This window comes from Methanosarcina siciliae T4/M (genome assembly GCF_000970085.1).
GTDB lineage: Archaea > Halobacteriota > Methanosarcinia > Methanosarcinales > Methanosarcinaceae > Methanosarcina > Methanosarcina siciliae.
On the sequence record NZ_CP009506.1, the window covers coordinates 2,356,890 to 2,371,757 of the forward strand.

Annotated in this window: 14 protein-coding genes and 1 pseudogene; 9 read left to right on the plus strand and 6 right to left on the minus strand. The window is 42.2% G+C overall.

Translation table 11 applies throughout. The annotated features are described in order from the left end of the window. The first annotated feature begins 262 nt into the window (after window positions 1-262). Window positions 263-562 (plus strand): hypothetical protein, encoded by a 300-nt coding sequence (locus tag MSSIT_RS24095; protein WP_231590499.1) that lies wholly within the window; start codon window positions 263-265, stop codon window positions 560-562. A gap of 4 nt (window positions 563-566) precedes the next feature. On the opposite strand, the gene MSSIT_RS10000 is transcribed toward MSSIT_RS24095, so the two are convergent. Both MSSIT_RS10000 and MSSIT_RS10005 read right to left on the minus strand, forming a co-directional pair. Then, window positions 567-788 carry a hypothetical protein gene (locus MSSIT_RS10000; protein WP_231590500.1) on the minus strand — a complete coding sequence of 74 codons (222 nt, stop codon included), beginning with the start codon at window positions 786-788 and terminating at the stop codon, window positions 567-569. Between the two features lie 244 nt (window positions 789-1,032). Continuing rightward, entirely contained in the window at window positions 1,033-2,325 is a 1,293-nt protein-coding gene (locus MSSIT_RS10005; protein WP_048172096.1) for an APC family permease, read from the minus strand. Window positions 2,326-2,565: 240 nt separating this feature from the next. Here MSSIT_RS10005 and MSSIT_RS10010 point away from each other — a divergent pair, with 240 nt between their 5' ends. Then, a complete protein-coding gene (locus tag MSSIT_RS10010; RefSeq protein ID WP_048172097.1) occupies window positions 2,566-2,871 on the plus strand; it encodes an MscL family protein in 306 nt (101 codons plus the stop codon). Window positions 2,872-3,026: 155 nt separating this feature from the next. On the opposite strand, the pseudogene MSSIT_RS25535 reads toward MSSIT_RS10010, so the two are convergent. Beyond that, window positions 3,027-3,188: pseudogene (locus MSSIT_RS25535) on the minus strand (molybdate ABC transporter substrate-binding protein); the annotation flags it as partial. Window positions 3,189-3,320: 132 nt separating this feature from the next. Beyond that, complete coding sequence (locus tag MSSIT_RS10015) at window positions 3,321-4,187, minus strand: YihY/virulence factor BrkB family protein (protein ID WP_048172098.1); 867 nt, start codon at window positions 4,185-4,187, stop codon at window positions 3,321-3,323. A gap of 351 nt (window positions 4,188-4,538) precedes the next feature. Between MSSIT_RS10015 and MSSIT_RS10020 the strand changes: the two genes are divergently transcribed. From MSSIT_RS10020 to MSSIT_RS10050, 6 genes are all read left to right on the plus strand, one after another. Beyond that, window positions 4,539-5,447 carry a pirin family protein gene (locus tag MSSIT_RS10020; protein ID WP_048172099.1) on the plus strand — a complete coding sequence of 303 codons (909 nt, stop codon included), beginning with the start codon at window positions 4,539-4,541 and terminating at the stop codon, window positions 5,445-5,447. Window positions 5,448-5,988: 541 nt separating this feature from the next. Then, window positions 5,989-6,375, plus strand: a complete 387-nt coding sequence (locus tag MSSIT_RS10030; RefSeq protein WP_082088948.1) for a hypothetical protein — start codon at window positions 5,989-5,991, stop codon at window positions 6,373-6,375. 19 nt (window positions 6,376-6,394) lie between these two features. Further along, entirely contained in the window at window positions 6,395-6,601 is a 207-nt protein-coding gene (locus MSSIT_RS10035) for a helix-turn-helix transcriptional regulator (RefSeq protein ID WP_048174673.1), read from the plus strand. Window positions 6,602-6,955: 354 nt separating this feature from the next. Then, window positions 6,956-7,669, plus strand: a complete 714-nt coding sequence (locus MSSIT_RS10040) for an ABC transporter ATP-binding protein (RefSeq protein ID WP_048172101.1) — start codon at window positions 6,956-6,958, stop codon at window positions 7,667-7,669. A 179-nt stretch (window positions 7,670-7,848) separates the two neighbouring features. Continuing rightward, window positions 7,849-9,204, plus strand: coding sequence for a COG1361 S-layer family protein (locus MSSIT_RS10045; RefSeq protein WP_048172102.1), 1,356 nt, complete (start codon window positions 7,849-7,851; stop codon window positions 9,202-9,204). A gap of 26 nt (window positions 9,205-9,230) precedes the next feature. Then, entirely contained in the window at window positions 9,231-10,589 is a 1,359-nt protein-coding gene (locus MSSIT_RS10050; protein ID WP_048172103.1) for an ABC transporter permease, read from the plus strand. Between the two features lie 114 nt (window positions 10,590-10,703). On the opposite strand, the gene MSSIT_RS10055 is transcribed toward MSSIT_RS10050, so the two are convergent. Then, window positions 10,704-11,909 carry an Acg family FMN-binding oxidoreductase gene (locus tag MSSIT_RS10055; protein ID WP_048172104.1) on the minus strand — a complete coding sequence of 402 codons (1,206 nt, stop codon included), beginning with the start codon at window positions 11,907-11,909 and terminating at the stop codon, window positions 10,704-10,706. A 425-nt stretch (window positions 11,910-12,334) separates the two neighbouring features. Between MSSIT_RS10055 and MSSIT_RS10060 the strand changes: the two genes are divergently transcribed. After that, entirely contained in the window at window positions 12,335-12,844 is a 510-nt protein-coding gene (locus MSSIT_RS10060; protein WP_048172106.1) for a phosphate-starvation-inducible PsiE family protein, read from the plus strand. A gap of 696 nt (window positions 12,845-13,540) precedes the next feature. On the opposite strand, the gene MSSIT_RS10065 is transcribed toward MSSIT_RS10060, so the two are convergent. After that, on the minus strand, window positions 13,541-14,722 hold the full coding sequence (locus MSSIT_RS10065; protein WP_048172108.1) for an IS110 family RNA-guided transposase: 1,182 nt from the start codon (window positions 14,720-14,722) through the stop codon (window positions 13,541-13,543). Window positions 14,723-14,868 lie beyond the last annotated feature (146 nt).

A 14,868-nucleotide genomic window follows, 5' to 3' on the forward strand; every position in this document is an offset into this window, starting at 1 on the left:
TTCTTCCAGGTCTGAAAAGTATAAAGCAGTTTCCAATAAAAACGCACAAGCAGTTTCCAAAAAAAACACACATGAAATCCTTGGAATAACATGCCCAAAAAATGAAAGTCCTTTTCACTTACCTTTTTTGTATATTAACTCCATCATTCCCTTTGGACAGGAAGGTTGTTTTCTCTCTGGCTCTTCGAAGCCGTCAAAAAATTAACCATTGAATTGCCATCGAAGGCCAAAATGTGACTTTTGGGTCCCTATTCATGATTCCTTGATAAAACATCTGTCTCTTATCGTTGGAAATGCCCGTGATATGAAAGCATTTACACATAAAAAGACAAATGAATTTGAAGGAATAGGGCATCTGTTTTTCGGTGAGGTGGGAATTGGGGAATGGAAAAGTGGGGGTTTGAAAAAAGTTTTTCAGATGCCCATATGTATAAAATACCTGAAAATATATAAAATTGAGTTTATACTGCTATTTTATAGCCTTTTCTGGAAGTACTCAAATTATTTCAATAACTTAATCTTAAAAGATCAAAAACATCCGTTCTCTCTCCAAAGCTCATAAGTTATTATTCCCTCTTCGGACACGGCCCCTTTAAAAGAAATCTATTCTTTCCCAGCACACGGATCGAAGCCTTCATGTGTGGATACGTATAAGCTATGATGAAGTCCCATTTGAGGCAGTCCCCTTTGAGGCTGGAAAAAGCCCGCTTCCTATCAGGAACGATAGTTCCGACCCTTTCTGATACAGGAGCCAGTAGAAGATCCTGATTTCTATCTTTTGCCTGCATCCTCCCCATAAAAAAAGTGAGGGATGGGCATCTGAGAGTTCGGGGGTTTGGGAGTGGGGTGTAAAAGATGTTGAGTGTATGAAAAAAGTATTTTCAGATGCCCTATACATATATTCATAACCAATATTATATAAAATTATGCATATTTTGGTTTTTTCCTTAAGCTCTCTATAATTACGATGAATGCACCCCAGGAAATCTTCCAGTCAGGTTTCAACTCTTTTTGGAGGTTAGGTTCTCAGATTCAGCTTGTCCTTTCCTTTATAGGCCTACCGGAGTATTTTCTGTAGGTCCATTCGGCAGCAAAGCAACAAAAAACCGTAAACCCAAGTAGCCCGAGAGTTGTTTTCGAGTGCATGAACTCGTAGTACAAAAGCACGCCAAAGAACGTCAGGCTGCTTAAAAGTGAAGCCCATATAATATAGGATTTTGCTCCGGTTTCTTTTAACAGGCGGAGGTGGGAAACATTAACTGCCACATAAACAATAAGAAGGGAAGTACTGGCAAGCATACCTATCCCTTCAAGCTGGAGAAAGTTTGCGCAGAGGATAACCAGGCCTGAGGTGATAAAGAGCCCTTCGGGGCTTCGGTGCCAGACTTTCCTCTCAAAAATTTCTGGCAATTCTCCGTCTTTTGCCAGAAGGTAACTTACATTTGCACCCCCGTAAAGGGAGGCATTGATTGCGGAAGAGGTCGAAAAAAGGGCAGCAAAAGCCATTATTTTAAAACCGAGATCCCCGAGAAAAGGCTTTGCAGCAGCTGCAAGGGCATAGTCCTGTGCATTTTGGACCTCAGGGATGGAAAGGTTTCCTATCACAGCAAGGCTGACGGATACGTAGATTATGATGACGAGCACGACACTCAGATAAAGGGCTCTCGGAAGGTTTTTTTCCGGGTTTTTCATGTCTTCTGCAGCATTTGTTATCAGCCCGAAGCCCTGGTATGCGAGAAAAACCATTCCAGCCCCGAAAAAGAGATTTTTGGGAGTCGGCCAGGCTGAAGTTGAAAGGTTTCCTGGAGTAATATAAAAAATCCCTGCAGCAGCAAAAAGCAAGAGAATCCCAACTTTTATGGAAACAATAAAGAGCTCCGATCTCCCCACGGTTTTTGCCCCTCTGAAATTGATGGCTGTAAAGGCAAGGATGATAGCCGTGGCAAAGAAACTGGTCCATACAGAAGCCGAGCCTGCCGGGAGGAAGGTTACTGCATAGTACGAAAAACCTTTTGCATAGAGGGCGAGTCCGAAAACATAACCCACCCAGAGCAGGATGTTCAGTCCGCCACTTAAAATTCCGTCTCCGAACCCTTTAAGCATGAACTCTACAGGGCCGCCTGCCGAAGGGTACCTGACCCCCATCTTTGCATAGGAATAGGTATTTAAAAGTGCGATCAGCCCTGCAATAATAAAAGAAACGTAGACCGCGTTTCCGGAAATCTGGACAGCCGTTCCGAAAATTGAAAAGATCCCGGCTCCGACCATTGCCCCAACTCCTATAGAAGCTGCAGCCCATAAACCCATCGCTTTTGTCTCTGCCATCGAAAATCACAATTTTTATTTTTCCTGTCTCTTCTATTTTTCTCTTCTCTTAATAATTAACCCTTTGAAAGCAGGCAACAAATTCAGTTTCACAATCTCTCTTTAACCGTGATTTTAGCTTTATTTCCGTTGTTTAACTCTGTTACTGATTTTTCAATTATTTGTTCTGATCAATGTTTCACATTTTGTTAAGAACCTATCCCGGTAATTTATATTATTTCATTTATACGGAGGGAAAATATGGGACTTTTTAGTGAATTCAAGGAATTCCTTTACGAATACAAGGTGATTCCCCTGGCAATTGCCTTTATCATGGGTATTGCATCCACAGCTCTAATAAAGTCATTTGTGGACAACATCATCATGCCGATTATCACACCTTTTGTTCCCGGAGGGGGCTGGGAGACGGCAACAGTTGAACTGGGGGCGATAGTAATAAGCTGGGGAGCTTTTCTAGGGGAGCTGGTAAACTTCATTATAATTGCATTTGCAGTTTTTATCATTGCAAAAAAAGTGCTGCAGGAAGAAAAGGTTGAAAAGAAATGATTCCAGAAAAGTATTAGGTAAATTAAGACCAGTACCTGGGCAAGTTTTCCGGGATATTTCCTGCCAGTATTCCTTTTTTTGCAAGGGGGAGGGATAGCTGTTTCGGGATTTCCGATTGCGGTCCTCTCAACTTCGGGGGCGGTCAGATCTTCTATTCCGCTTATGTTGAGGGTACTGCTTGGTGGGACTATGAGCACAGGGGAGTTCTGGGCAAAGTCTTCTCTTGAGTTGTTTTCAATTAACTCCTCTCCGGCAAGTATATCAATGTAACTCTGCGAAGCTGAAGCAAAAACATCGACCGGAGCACTTCCCTCTATTTACGTACGCAGGCTTCCGGACCCTGCAAAGTTGAAATCAACGTCTACATCAGGGTTTTAGGCTTCAAAATGGGATTTCATTTCTGTATTTTAATAATAGATGAAGGTTCCCGGCGTTTTTCGGAGAAGGCCTTATAGCTCTGAACAATCTTTAACTTCAGCGGTAGTCCGTGATTCCGAGTAAACCTTGGTGAATTCCGCACCAATTGTAATCATGATCGAGATGTAATAGATCAGAAGAAATACCCCAACGACTGATCCGATCGCTCCATAAACGCTAACAGGGTTGCTGTATGAGAAATAAAACCCAATAGCATATTTGCCTATGTTTATGAGAATTACTGTTACCAGCGACCCTACAAAAACGGGTTTTAGATCCATTTTTGTATCGGGCAAAACCCTGTAGACAAGCATGAAAAACAGGACAAGGATCAGAAAGCTGGCTATGGAACCGGCGTATCGGGCAAGAATCGGAGGAAAGGGGCAACACTCCTGAAACACTTTTGAAACTGCATAAAGTACCCCTTCGACAATTATGCTGAGCGCAAGAAGCCCTCCAAAAACAATGACCACGAAAAAAGAGACGATTGAACCTTTAATGAAGTCTTTAACCGTACTTGACCCGGCAGGTTCAATATCCCAGGCTACCTCAAGGAATTTCTTCATTTGCCTGAAAACATTACTTGCACTCCAGAGAAGGATCACAAACCCGATCAATGCACCTATTGAAAGGGAATTTACTTCCGGAATGTATTCAAAGAGAGAACTAATCATATCAATTACACTCTGATCAACGAACCCTTGCAGATTGCTGATTATGACGTCCTGAATCTGCTTAGACCTTAAAAAAAGACTCCCTACGGATACCGAAAACAACAAAAGGGAAGGCAGGCTTAACACAAAATAATATGCAAGAGCAGCACTGTAAGTCTTTGCATTGTCTTGTATCCATTCCTTTATCGTTCCGGTGATCAGCTTTCCTATATACCCCAGACTCATATTTTCCCATAATTCATAATATATGACTTTTTATTAAATATCTCTTATCAAAATTTTGCAAAATCTTTCTTCTACAAATATTCTACAAATAAACAGAAGCAAGTAAAAGGAAAGAAAACCAGGATTCAAATGAGAAAAATTAGGACTCACCTGGTAAGCTTCAGATTCAAATAGAAAAACCCCGGGCCAAAATGAAAAAACTCAGGAGTTCACGAATCTTACATCGTAACATATCAAAACATAAGTTCGTTTATATAAAATATTACACTAAAATATTACAGACTAAAACATATTTTTCAGAAAAATCAGAGATATCAATTTGAGCCTTATGTTTTTGGGGGAATTAATATAATGGCAAATCTTAGAAGAGTAAGAAAAGTAATGAGGAGCATGCCCACCATTGAGGGAGCAGGAGTACACTTAAAAAGGGTGTTTGGTTTTCGGCATGTACCCGAGCTTGACCCTTTTTTGTTGCTTGATGACTTTCATTCTGAAAAACCGGGGGATTACGTCATGGGATTTCCCTGGCATCCGCACAGGGGAATAGAGACTATCACTTATGTCCTTCAGGGGAAGGTCCGGCATGAGGACAGCCTGGGAAATAAAGGTGTGATCCGGCCTGGAGAACTGCAATGGATGACTGCCGGAAGCGGGATTATCCATCAGGAAATGCCAGAGGGAGATAAAAACGGGATTCTCTGGGGGTTTCAGCTCTGGGCAAACCTCCCGGCCTCGCACAAAATGATGAATCCGCGCTATCAGGAGATCAAAAGTAACATAGTGCCTGAACTTTTTATGGAAAAGGGACTGAAGATAAGAATTATTTGCGGGGAAGTTAACGGGATTGAAGGACCTGTTCGTGAAATAATAACCAGACCTGAATACCTGGATGTTACAGTCCCGCCGGCGGAGAAGTTTTTCCATCGTACAGTTCCCGGATATGCTGTCTTTGCGTACGTGGTAGAGGGCAGCGGAAATTTCGACCGGGAAAAAGACACTTGCACCTTTGAAGTTGAAGGAGAAAGATATCTTGACCCGGCAGTGGACTGTATGATAGAAAAAGAGAACCTGGTTTTTTACGGGGACGGAGATTCGATAGAGGTGACTGCAGGCGAGCGAGGGGTAAGATTCCTGCTTGTAGCGGGAAAGCCCATTGGGGAGCCGGTTGCCTGGTATGGGCCTATTGTTATGAACACGCAGGCAGAATTGAAAACGGCTTTTGAAGAATACAGAAAAGGTACATTTATCAAACATCCATGAAACAGCAGATTCCAGGCATGGTAGGTTCCGGTCAGTTGCCCGGGGGACACTTAAATATTTTACATTCTATTTTTACTTTACATTCTATTTTTACCTTAATATTTTTTTTGTAAGTTACTTCTTGTATTTATACTGAGTTAGAGCCGAGAAAAAACTGTTTTGAGCAGGAGTTATGATGAGTTTTGTTATCCTGATGAGTTTTGTTATCCTGATGAGTTTTGTTATCCTGATGAGTTTTGTTATCCTGATGAGTTTTGTTATCCTGATGAGTTTTGTTATTCTGATGAGTTTTGCTATCCGGAAGATATTAGTTAGATATAAAGCACATTTTGTTAGATTTATAGATCATTATGTTTATTATATCTAACTTAAACCTTCACTCCAGGCAAAAACTGGAAATAGAAGATTGTGTTATTAATATCTAACATAATGTTAGAAATCCCAAATAATATGTTATAAATAATGAACAAGTTAAAAAGCCGATTTAAGTAATCTATAAAAAAATATTGAAAAATATATTGAAAAAAAAGAGGGTAAAAATGTGGAAAAAATATACAGGTACAAACTGGTTCTTGGAATAATCATTATGCTTGCCGGAATACTTTCTGCGTCTTTTCTTGAAGTTGATGCATCAATTTCAATCATTCTGATTAGTATGGGACTGGTTATCTTTATTGTGACAGCCTTCAGGCTCTTCAGGCGTGGGGATCTTCCTGACAGGGACGAAAGGACAAAGAAACTCGCAGCATACGGAATTACATATTCCTGGCTCCTGACGCTTGTTCTGATCATGGTGCTCTACTGGATTGAATTCTTCAAACTTGCCGAACTTACGGCTGAATTAATTCTGGGGATACTTCTTTTCTTTATGGTAATCTCGGCAAATGTTTTCAGGTGGTATTTCATGCAGAAGGGTGATATTGAGTAAGGACACCGGAGGATGTAGCGTGAAAACAAGGATCAAAGAGTTTCGGGCAAGGCATAACCTGACCCAGGAAGCTCTTGCAAAAATGGTAGGAGTCAGACGAGAAACTGTTGTTTTCCTTGAAAAGGGAAAATACAACCCTTCACTCAAGCTTGCTTACAGCATAGCCAGAGCTCTGGACACCACGCTTGACGAATTGTTTATTTTTGAGGACTCGGACTTCGAATGAGGGACAAAGTTCCTCAATAAACCGCATCAGAAATTATTATATTTATATTTTCTGTGCAAAGTCTCAAACAATCATAGAGCAGGGAAGAGAAGTGGACTCAAGAAGAGCAGAAAACAATCAGTTTGAGGATCGGGCTGGGAAAACTCATAAAAGATTGATAGAAAATAGTCTACTGATTTTGAAGTTATTTAGGGAAATTCTTTTGAATTAGGAAGCAGAATAACCTGAGACTGCCACGATATTTCGAAATTTTGTATTATGAGCAAAACTGAATTCCCAAAAAACAAAAAGGAAATTGAACAAACCTTTTAAATCTTGTATTATACTTACTAAGTAAGTCCTTCAGGAGAAAACATGGAAAATACACTGATCGCCTTTCAGAACGTCTGGAAAACCTATCAGATGGGAGAGTTCCAGGTCAATGCTTTGAAAAATGTGAGTGTGAAACTGGGAAGAGGAGAATTTGCCGCTATAATCGGGCCCTCAGGAAGCGGGAAGTCCACGATGATGAACCTGGTGGGCTGTCTTGACATTCCTTCTCAGGGCAAAATTTTCCTTAGAGGGAGGGATATATCCCGGCTTCAGGAATCGGATCTCGCAGCCCTCAGAGGCAAAACAATCGGGTTTGTTTTCCAGCAGTACAACCTTATTCCAGGAATGACGGCTCTTGAAAACGTGCTCTTGCCCCTGGAAATTCAAGAAATTGAGGACAGAGTTGCAGAAAAAAAGGCAAAGGAACTGCTTGAACTGGTAGGGCTTTCCGATAAGATGCAGAACAAACCTGCCCAGCTTTCAGGGGGGCAGCAGCAGAGAGTTTCGATTGCAAGAGCCCTTGCCTGTGACCCGGAAATCGTCCTTGCAGACGAGCCTACAGGAGCCCTTGACAGCATCACCGGAAAAGAAGTTATTTCAATTCTTTACAGACTCTGGAAGGAAAAAGGAAAAACGGTAGTTATGGTCACTCATGATATGCACCTTGCAGGCTTTGCAAGTCGACATATCCAGCTAAAGGACGGGGAAATGATAAGTGACGGGCCAAATAAAGCACAGATCAGTCCTGAAACATGATCAGAATATCCTGGTGGCCTTAAGGGGAAAAATAAGGTTTTTCAGTCGGGATTGAACTGGAAATTGAACAAATTTCATGTTTATTTTCAAATTGGGTTTCTGATGAAAATCTTCTGAAGAAAATAGGTGGCAAAATTCAGGAAATTAGTAAGTGAACAGTTAAATTGAGGTATCCAAAAATGGGGCTTAAAAACTTTGCAAGTTTTATTTTTTTGATTCTGTTATGTCTGTTATTATGCAGCGGAACTGCCTTTGCTGCAAGCACTCTTGATTCAAACAGGAGTCTTGATAAAGGTATAAGTATTGCCCTGCTCAACCAGGATCCTGATCCCGTAAATCCCGGGGACGTGCTTGAGGTAAGGATCGCTATCGAGAATACAGGGTATAATGACATAGAGAACTGTTATCTGAAAATCGAGCCAGAGTATCCTTTCCGGGCTCTTTCGGGAGAGAATCTTTTAGAGGATATAGGCACTCTCGGGAAACGCTCCGAAGATGACCGCAGAAGGGTCGTCAAGTTTAAAATAGGAGTGGAAAACGACGTAAATGAAGGCAAATATCCTCTCAAAGTCTACTTCTACTCAACAGACAGAAAAAATAAAGTCTCCCTTAACCGGGAACTCACGATCGATATAGACAGCGAGTCAAACGCCGAAATCGAATATATCAGTGTCGAAAAGCTGATTCCCGGAGAGAAAACCACCCTTAGTTTCGGCATAAAAAATGTAGGGAATTCACCCCTGAAGAACTCAATGTTCTCCTGGGAATGCACAAACGACCTGATCCTGCCTGTTGGTTCCAGCAATGTCAAGCATATTAACCTTATTGATGTAGGAGAAACTGCCAATGTCAGTTTTGATGTCCTGACCAACGTAAACACAAAGCCAGGCCTGTACAAGCTGGATATGGTGCTTACCTATGATGACATCGAAGAGCTCCAGACAATTACGGAAGCTGGATATGTTGAAAACCAGAAGCGAAAGACGATCGAAAGCAAGGCTGGAATCTACATCGGAGGTACCACGGATTTTGATATTGCTTTCATGGAAAGGAGTCCTACGGGAGCTTACACATTTTCGGTTTCCAATATAGGAAACAACGGCGCAAACTCAGTCAAGATCTCTATCCCCTCGCAGGAAAACTGGACCGTAACGGACGGAAGTAATTCGGTAATCCTTGGAAACCTGCAAAAAGGAGACATCACGATTGCGGACTTCAACCTTGAACCTAAAAACATAGGCCAGGATCTTCCGATAAAATTTGAAATAACTTATACCTCCAGTGACGGGATGAGACAGGTCGAAGAAAACGTGTTCTCCCTTTATGCCTCCCCGGTCACTCTTCCGGTAGGTTCCAAAATGCAGGAGGAAAGTAATGAATCGGGTTTATTCTCTTATAAGCTCGGGTTGCTGATCCTGCTCGGCGCTGTAGGCTTTTTTATTTATAAAAAGCACCAGAAGAAACTGAAAGAAAAGAACGCCGACGGAAACTGGCAAGGCGAAAACTCTCCGGACGAACAGAAGCCGGAAGAATAAATAAGAAACCTGAGCCCGTGGTTTCAATGAAATTGGCAAAGATTTTGAAAATTGCCCTGAACATGGTCAAAGCCAATAGGCTGAGGAGCTGGCTGACCATTATAGGGATCATCATAGGCATTGCCTCGGTAGTGGCAATTGTTACGACAGGGGAATATTTCCAGGAGCAGGTGACCGAAACCCTGGAAGAGCTGGGAGGCGACACCATTACAATAGTGGCCTCCACTCCTTTTAAAATCTCGTCGGAAGAAGCTGTGGGATACGAAGAAGATACGGTCGAAAGCTCGGACGGGAGTTTGGGGGCGACTGCAGAAGGCGGAGGGGAAACGGATAACGAAAACTCCGGGCCTGTGGTATACGAACCCGTAGAAGAAGCCGAACTCACGAGAATGGACGTGTTTGTCCTCCAGAGAATCCCGGATATAGAGTATGTAAACGTCAATGTTGAAGACGGAGCGGAATTAAAATTAGGGAGCGAGACGACCTATGTCCGGGTTAAAGGTGTGGACCCCGGAGTCTGGCCTGAGATCACTAATAAGAATGTGGGAGAAGGGAGAATGCTGGAGCCCGGAGACCGGGCTGTTGTGGTTATTTCAAACGAACTCGCAAAAAATACCTTCGAGCGGGAGATCCGGCTCAACCAGATGATCCTTCTCAACGGCAGGTCCTACAGGGTAATCGGGATTCTGGAAAACAGCGGGGGGCTTCTCGGGGGGATGGGGGGGCTTTTTGGGAGCAGCATTTACATGCCCTATCAGGAGGCATACTCCATCCCGTATAGTGATGAGGATATGCCTGAAAGGGAAAGAGACGTCTACGACAGTATAGAAATAAAGCTCTATGGCGGGGCAGACTATGATTCCGCTCTTGAGGAGATTGAGCGTAAATTGAGACTCTCGAGAAAGGTTACCGAAGATACGCAGGATTTCTATGTTAGCTCCTCAAAAGAAGCGATTGAGAGCACTCAAAAATTGATTAACGGTCTTACATCGTTTTTAGCCTTCATTGCAGGAATTTCTCTCCTTGTAGGCTCCACAGGGATCGCAAACACAATGTTTACCTCGGTTCTTGAGAAGACAAAAGAGATCGGAATAATGAAGGCAATAGGGGCAAAAAATCGCGATATCATGCTGATTTTCCTCTGCAACGCCGCAATGATCAGCCTTGTGGGCGGAATAATAGGCATCCTGCTGGGTACGGCTGCAGTGCAATTGATTTTGCTCCTGATTTCCGTTAAAATGAACGTGCCTTTCGAATTTGCCCTCAGCCTGAAAGGTACCCTCATTGCAACCCTTGTCTCTATAATCGTAGGGCTTATTGCAGGGCTTGTGCCTGCAAAGAATGCGGCCGAACTGAAACCTGTGGATGCTCTGAGGTATGAGTGAGGAAATTTAAAATGGCTTTATACGGACTAAAAATCGTTGAATTTCAATAAAACAAAAGTGTAAAATGGCTCTGCAGGGATCACTACAGAGCCGCCAGAAAAACGAAGGAACAAGTCAAAGCCTTATGTAGCTATTTTCTGTAGCTTTTGATACTTCGGTGATGTCCATCACATCAAGCCGCATCGTCGGAGAGACCTCTTTTTCCGGCACTCCCACCCTTATGAGCATCTGGATAGTTTCGTTTTCCCCTGTATATGCCTCGTGGATTTCCATATATATTTCAGCCATTTCAGGATACTCTTCAAGAGCCTGGCTCATGGGCTGCATGGCGTATCCCATATCCGTAGCTGCGAGCAGGAAACGGCTGTACAGGATTCCTGCTTCGACCTGTGCCGTGCGGCTATTACCCTTCGTAATTATCAAAGCATATGCCGGCGTATTTTCAACTGCAGATTCCGTCTGGCTGAGAAAGGATTGCCCCGATACTTCTGGAGAATTCAAAAAAGGAAAGAGACTGATCAGGCCCTGCATCAGATGTATGTTAAAGGCCGGGAGCCCCTGCCCATCCAGGCTGAAGCCGTACCTATACTCATTTTTCTTCCATTCATTGGGCCTGAATAGCTCAAAGCCTTCCTTCTGTATCCCATCGTTTCCAGTTTCAACTTCTGCTGCCCTTAGAACAATGTTTCCGAGCGATTCAAGGCTTTCAGGGTCCTGGAAAATCAGGATTGTGACATTTTCTGTGCTCAGGGCTTCAAGTGTTTCAATATCTTCCTTAGAAAGCTGCATTTCTCTGTAAGGAACCCTGTATGCGTCAGGCACAAACATTGATTTATAGAGAATAGAAGACTCAGGCTCAGTTTCTCTGGTAGTTTCCTTAAGAATCACTCTTGCAACCGGTTTGCTCCCCAGGTTTGTGGCAGTGCCCTCCGGCCCGTATTCCCCTTCCGGAAAAAGCTGCATTTCGGCTTCGTACCCCAGATTTCCCGCTGCAACTCCGACGTATTCCAGGAAAGTCCCCTGGCTGATGGTAACCTGTCGGCCCGGAGGGTCGGCTTTGGGGCTAAGTCTGCCAGGGTCAACATAAAGGAGGAAGCTGTTCTCTCCTTCAAGTACCACTCTCCAGGACTGCAGGTTGTGGGAATTCGGAGCAAGCACCCCGTGCGCCAGGACCTGGACCCTTGGGTCTTCGAACTGTGTGTGATAGGTCCCCGACCATGGCTCAAGATATTTCTTCGGAAGAAAGGCTCCGTCTACCATAACAAGTGAAAAAATTCCGATTACGAGAATACCTAAAACTGCAAATGTAACCTTATGCATGGCGATCAAAACCAGAATGTTACCCCCTAATATGAGTTTTCATAAAAATCGATAAACATCTAATCACAAGATGCTAATTCAAGAGACGTTAGTACATGGAATAGACGTTAGTATATAAGATGCCATTATTTTTTAAACTTCCACTTTGGGCAATTACCTGCTTATGGAATTACTTGTCTTTCGAGTTTCGCCCCTCTTTTCTTTATTAGAATTTAAGTTCCCTGATCTTAATTACGTTCCCTGACCTTAAAATCCTGTATTCTACCTCGAAGGAACTTGCTTAAGAAAAGATCTCCAAACTTGAAGTAAAAAGAAAAAATCAGCAGATATATAATATCCATTTTTGAGAAAACTATATATTATAATGTGAAAAACTATATATAATCATAAAAGTAGGTATGTGATATTTTATATGGAGAGAAAAAATGGATAGTATAAAGTTATTTAAGCAGGTTACGGATGTTATAACCACAGTCATCCTTTACATACTGCTTCTGGCTTTAATTCTGGGAATGGCAAAAACCTTACTTGAGATCCGCTTCATAATTTTTGAGTCCCTTGAAAGCGGCTTCAACCACATGGTAACAAGTGTACTGACAGTTTTCATTGTTATAGACCTTTTCAAAGCCTTTGTCGATTACCACGAACACGATAGGATCAAACTCACGGATATAACGGATGCCACGATCCTGATAGTCCTGCGGGAGATCGCCGTAGGTCTTTATTCCCAGAAGTTCGGGTATGAATTTATTCTGAGCCTCGCCGTTCTGCTGCTTGTGCTCGGCATAATAAGAGTACTCGCGGTCAAATACTCCCCTGCAAAAATCCAGGTACCTTCTACCCCTGTAAAAGAAGAAGAAGAAGAAGTGCAGCCTTTAAAAACAGGCCTTAATGCCCTGCTTGACCGCTGCAGTTCCGGGCCCGAAAGAAATTAAGCGTTAACTGCAGACAGGCTAATAGATACAGTCTAATATTTTACAGTCCAATATTACTTCGCCTCAATACATTCTCACTTGCCTCCGACAGGCAGACTGAGAAACCTTACATTTTTTTTGGATTCAATCTTCCCCCATCAAAAAAATACCTGGCTTGACCTCGAGAACCTCATAAAAATACACCATTAAACATAAACTCCTCCGCCAGCTTGTCTGATGGCCCTTCACAAAACAAAGAAGAGCAAAACAAATGAAAGATAAATAAAGGCCGAAAATTATACCGGTTTGATCAATTCGGTTCTCGTTTATGCTTACGAGCTCACGCAGCAGCTTACTTTTTTCTTCATTTTTACGGGAAAGACCGCTCTCCTGCGTCGAGCGGGACAATAACGACACAGGGGACAATAACGACACAGTACAGCAAGTATGGTTTTAAAGCTCAGGTCTATTATTTAATCTGATTTAGACATGTTATAAATGATTTTTTACATTCCATTTTTTAATCAAGATAACTCCATTATGAAAAAGCCGCGCTGTAAGCGCGGTAAATTTCCGTGAAGACGTCTAATAAGGTTGTTTTGTTTCCTCTAAACCTACAAATCGTTCTTCCTTTTTTACATCTATCAACAAAAATCTATAGCCACCACTACCGTTATTCAATCCTTTTCCTCATCTCTCCTCTCCTACCATGTTACTTTATGTCGGGACTTGGAAAGGTTTTTTATTCTTTTCTACCGACCAAATAATCCTTATCATCTTTTTAGCTGCCGCACAAAGTGCAGTATTGTAGTGTTTCCCCTCACTTATTTTCTTCATGAAATACTGCTTTATCACCGGATTATGCATCTTTGCTTGCACAACAGCTCTCCCCAAAACCCATCTTAACAATCTTGATCCTCTTTTGTTAGGTCCTGAAATAACTTCCTTGTTCCCAGACTTTTTTACTTTTGGATCATATCCTGCAAAAGCGACTATCTGGTCTGGATGTTGAAAGTTCTCCACGTCTCCAAGTTCCGCCCAGATCATAGCCGCCATTAAATCACTAATTCCAGGAATTGTCTGAAGGTAATGCTTATCCTTCAACGTTTCCCAAGCAGCCAAAATCCTGGTTTCCACTTCTTTTATCTGGCTTTCCATGTATTCAATCAGGTTAAGCAAGGACTTGACCTCAAATAATAAAGCCTCCTCAATAAAGTCAGGAGAAATTGAATCTTTCGCCATTTCTAAGAGTTTTCTTGTTTTCTCAGGACTGTAATGATTTCTGCTCGTTTTTTTCATAAACTCATAGAGCTTTTCCTCTCCCATTCCAAGCATATCTGAGGGTCTTGGTACTTCATTTAGAATGGCTATAGATGTTTTAGTGAATATGCTGGAAAACATCTGGTCATATCGGGGAAAGATAAGATGTACGTTACGTATTAACCGCTTCTTTAGATTAGCCACATTTGATTTCAACTTGAAATGGAATCCACAGTATTCTTTCAATTCCATTCTTTTTTTATCGCCATAACAGGTTTTTGGCGCCTCCCCAAATTGAAGTATCGCAGCAATTGTTTTTGCATCGATTTTATCGGTTTTTGATCCCCTAATGTTGACCGCTGCAAACCCCTTTACCTGAGAAGGATTGTAGGCATGAATTTCATAGTGTTTTGAAAGTTCCGAATATATGGCATACCAGTATATTCCCGTAGCTTCCATTCCAATCCGAGGAATTGAATTTAATCTATTAGATACTGATTCCACACGTTCTATGAATTTCTCGATACTGCTTTTTAAATTCTTGATTTGGATATACCTTCCAATCTGTTTACCCTCATCGTCCAAAATACAGGCTTCATGAGCATCCTTAGCGATATCAATACCGATGTTCAAATACATTTTTTGATCCCCCACAATACGATTTTATAGGCTGGAGACCAAATATCCCTCTGCTCTCTACAGATCGTAAGCTCGTGGAAAATCGCCAGACTCTGTGAGCACAGAGCTGTAACATGTTAAATTGCCGGAGAGCCGTAGGAGTGAGG

Bases quoted from the DNA above. Each gene is read 5' to 3' on its own strand.
- MSSIT_RS10005 (WP_048172096.1), bottom strand. From the start codon at position 2,325: ATGGCAGAGACAAAAGCGATGGGTTTATGGGCTGCAGCTTCTATAGGA.
- MSSIT_RS10000 (WP_231590500.1), bottom strand. From the start codon at position 788: ATGCAGGCAAAAGATAGAAATCAGGATCTTCTACTGGCTCCTGTATCA.
- MSSIT_RS10050 (WP_048172103.1), top strand. From the start codon at position 9,231: ATGAAATTGGCAAAGATTTTGAAAATTGCCCTGAACATGGTCAAAGCC.
- MSSIT_RS10065 (WP_048172108.1), bottom strand. From the start codon at position 14,722: ATGTATTTGAACATCGGTATTGATATCGCTAAGGATGCTCATGAAGCC.
- MSSIT_RS10055 (WP_048172104.1), bottom strand. From the start codon at position 11,909: ATGCATAAGGTTACATTTGCAGTTTTAGGTATTCTCGTAATCGGAATT.
- MSSIT_RS10020 (WP_048172099.1), top strand. From the start codon at position 4,539: ATGGCAAATCTTAGAAGAGTAAGAAAAGTAATGAGGAGCATGCCCACC.
- MSSIT_RS10045 (WP_048172102.1), top strand. From the start codon at position 7,849: ATGGGGCTTAAAAACTTTGCAAGTTTTATTTTTTTGATTCTGTTATGT.
- MSSIT_RS10015 (WP_048172098.1), bottom strand. From the start codon at position 4,187: ATGAGTCTGGGGTATATAGGAAAGCTGATCACCGGAACGATAAAGGAA.
- MSSIT_RS10060 (WP_048172106.1), top strand. From the start codon at position 12,335: ATGGATAGTATAAAGTTATTTAAGCAGGTTACGGATGTTATAACCACA.
- MSSIT_RS10010 (WP_048172097.1), top strand. From the start codon at position 2,566: ATGGGACTTTTTAGTGAATTCAAGGAATTCCTTTACGAATACAAGGTG.
- MSSIT_RS10040 (WP_048172101.1), top strand. From the start codon at position 6,956: ATGGAAAATACACTGATCGCCTTTCAGAACGTCTGGAAAACCTATCAG.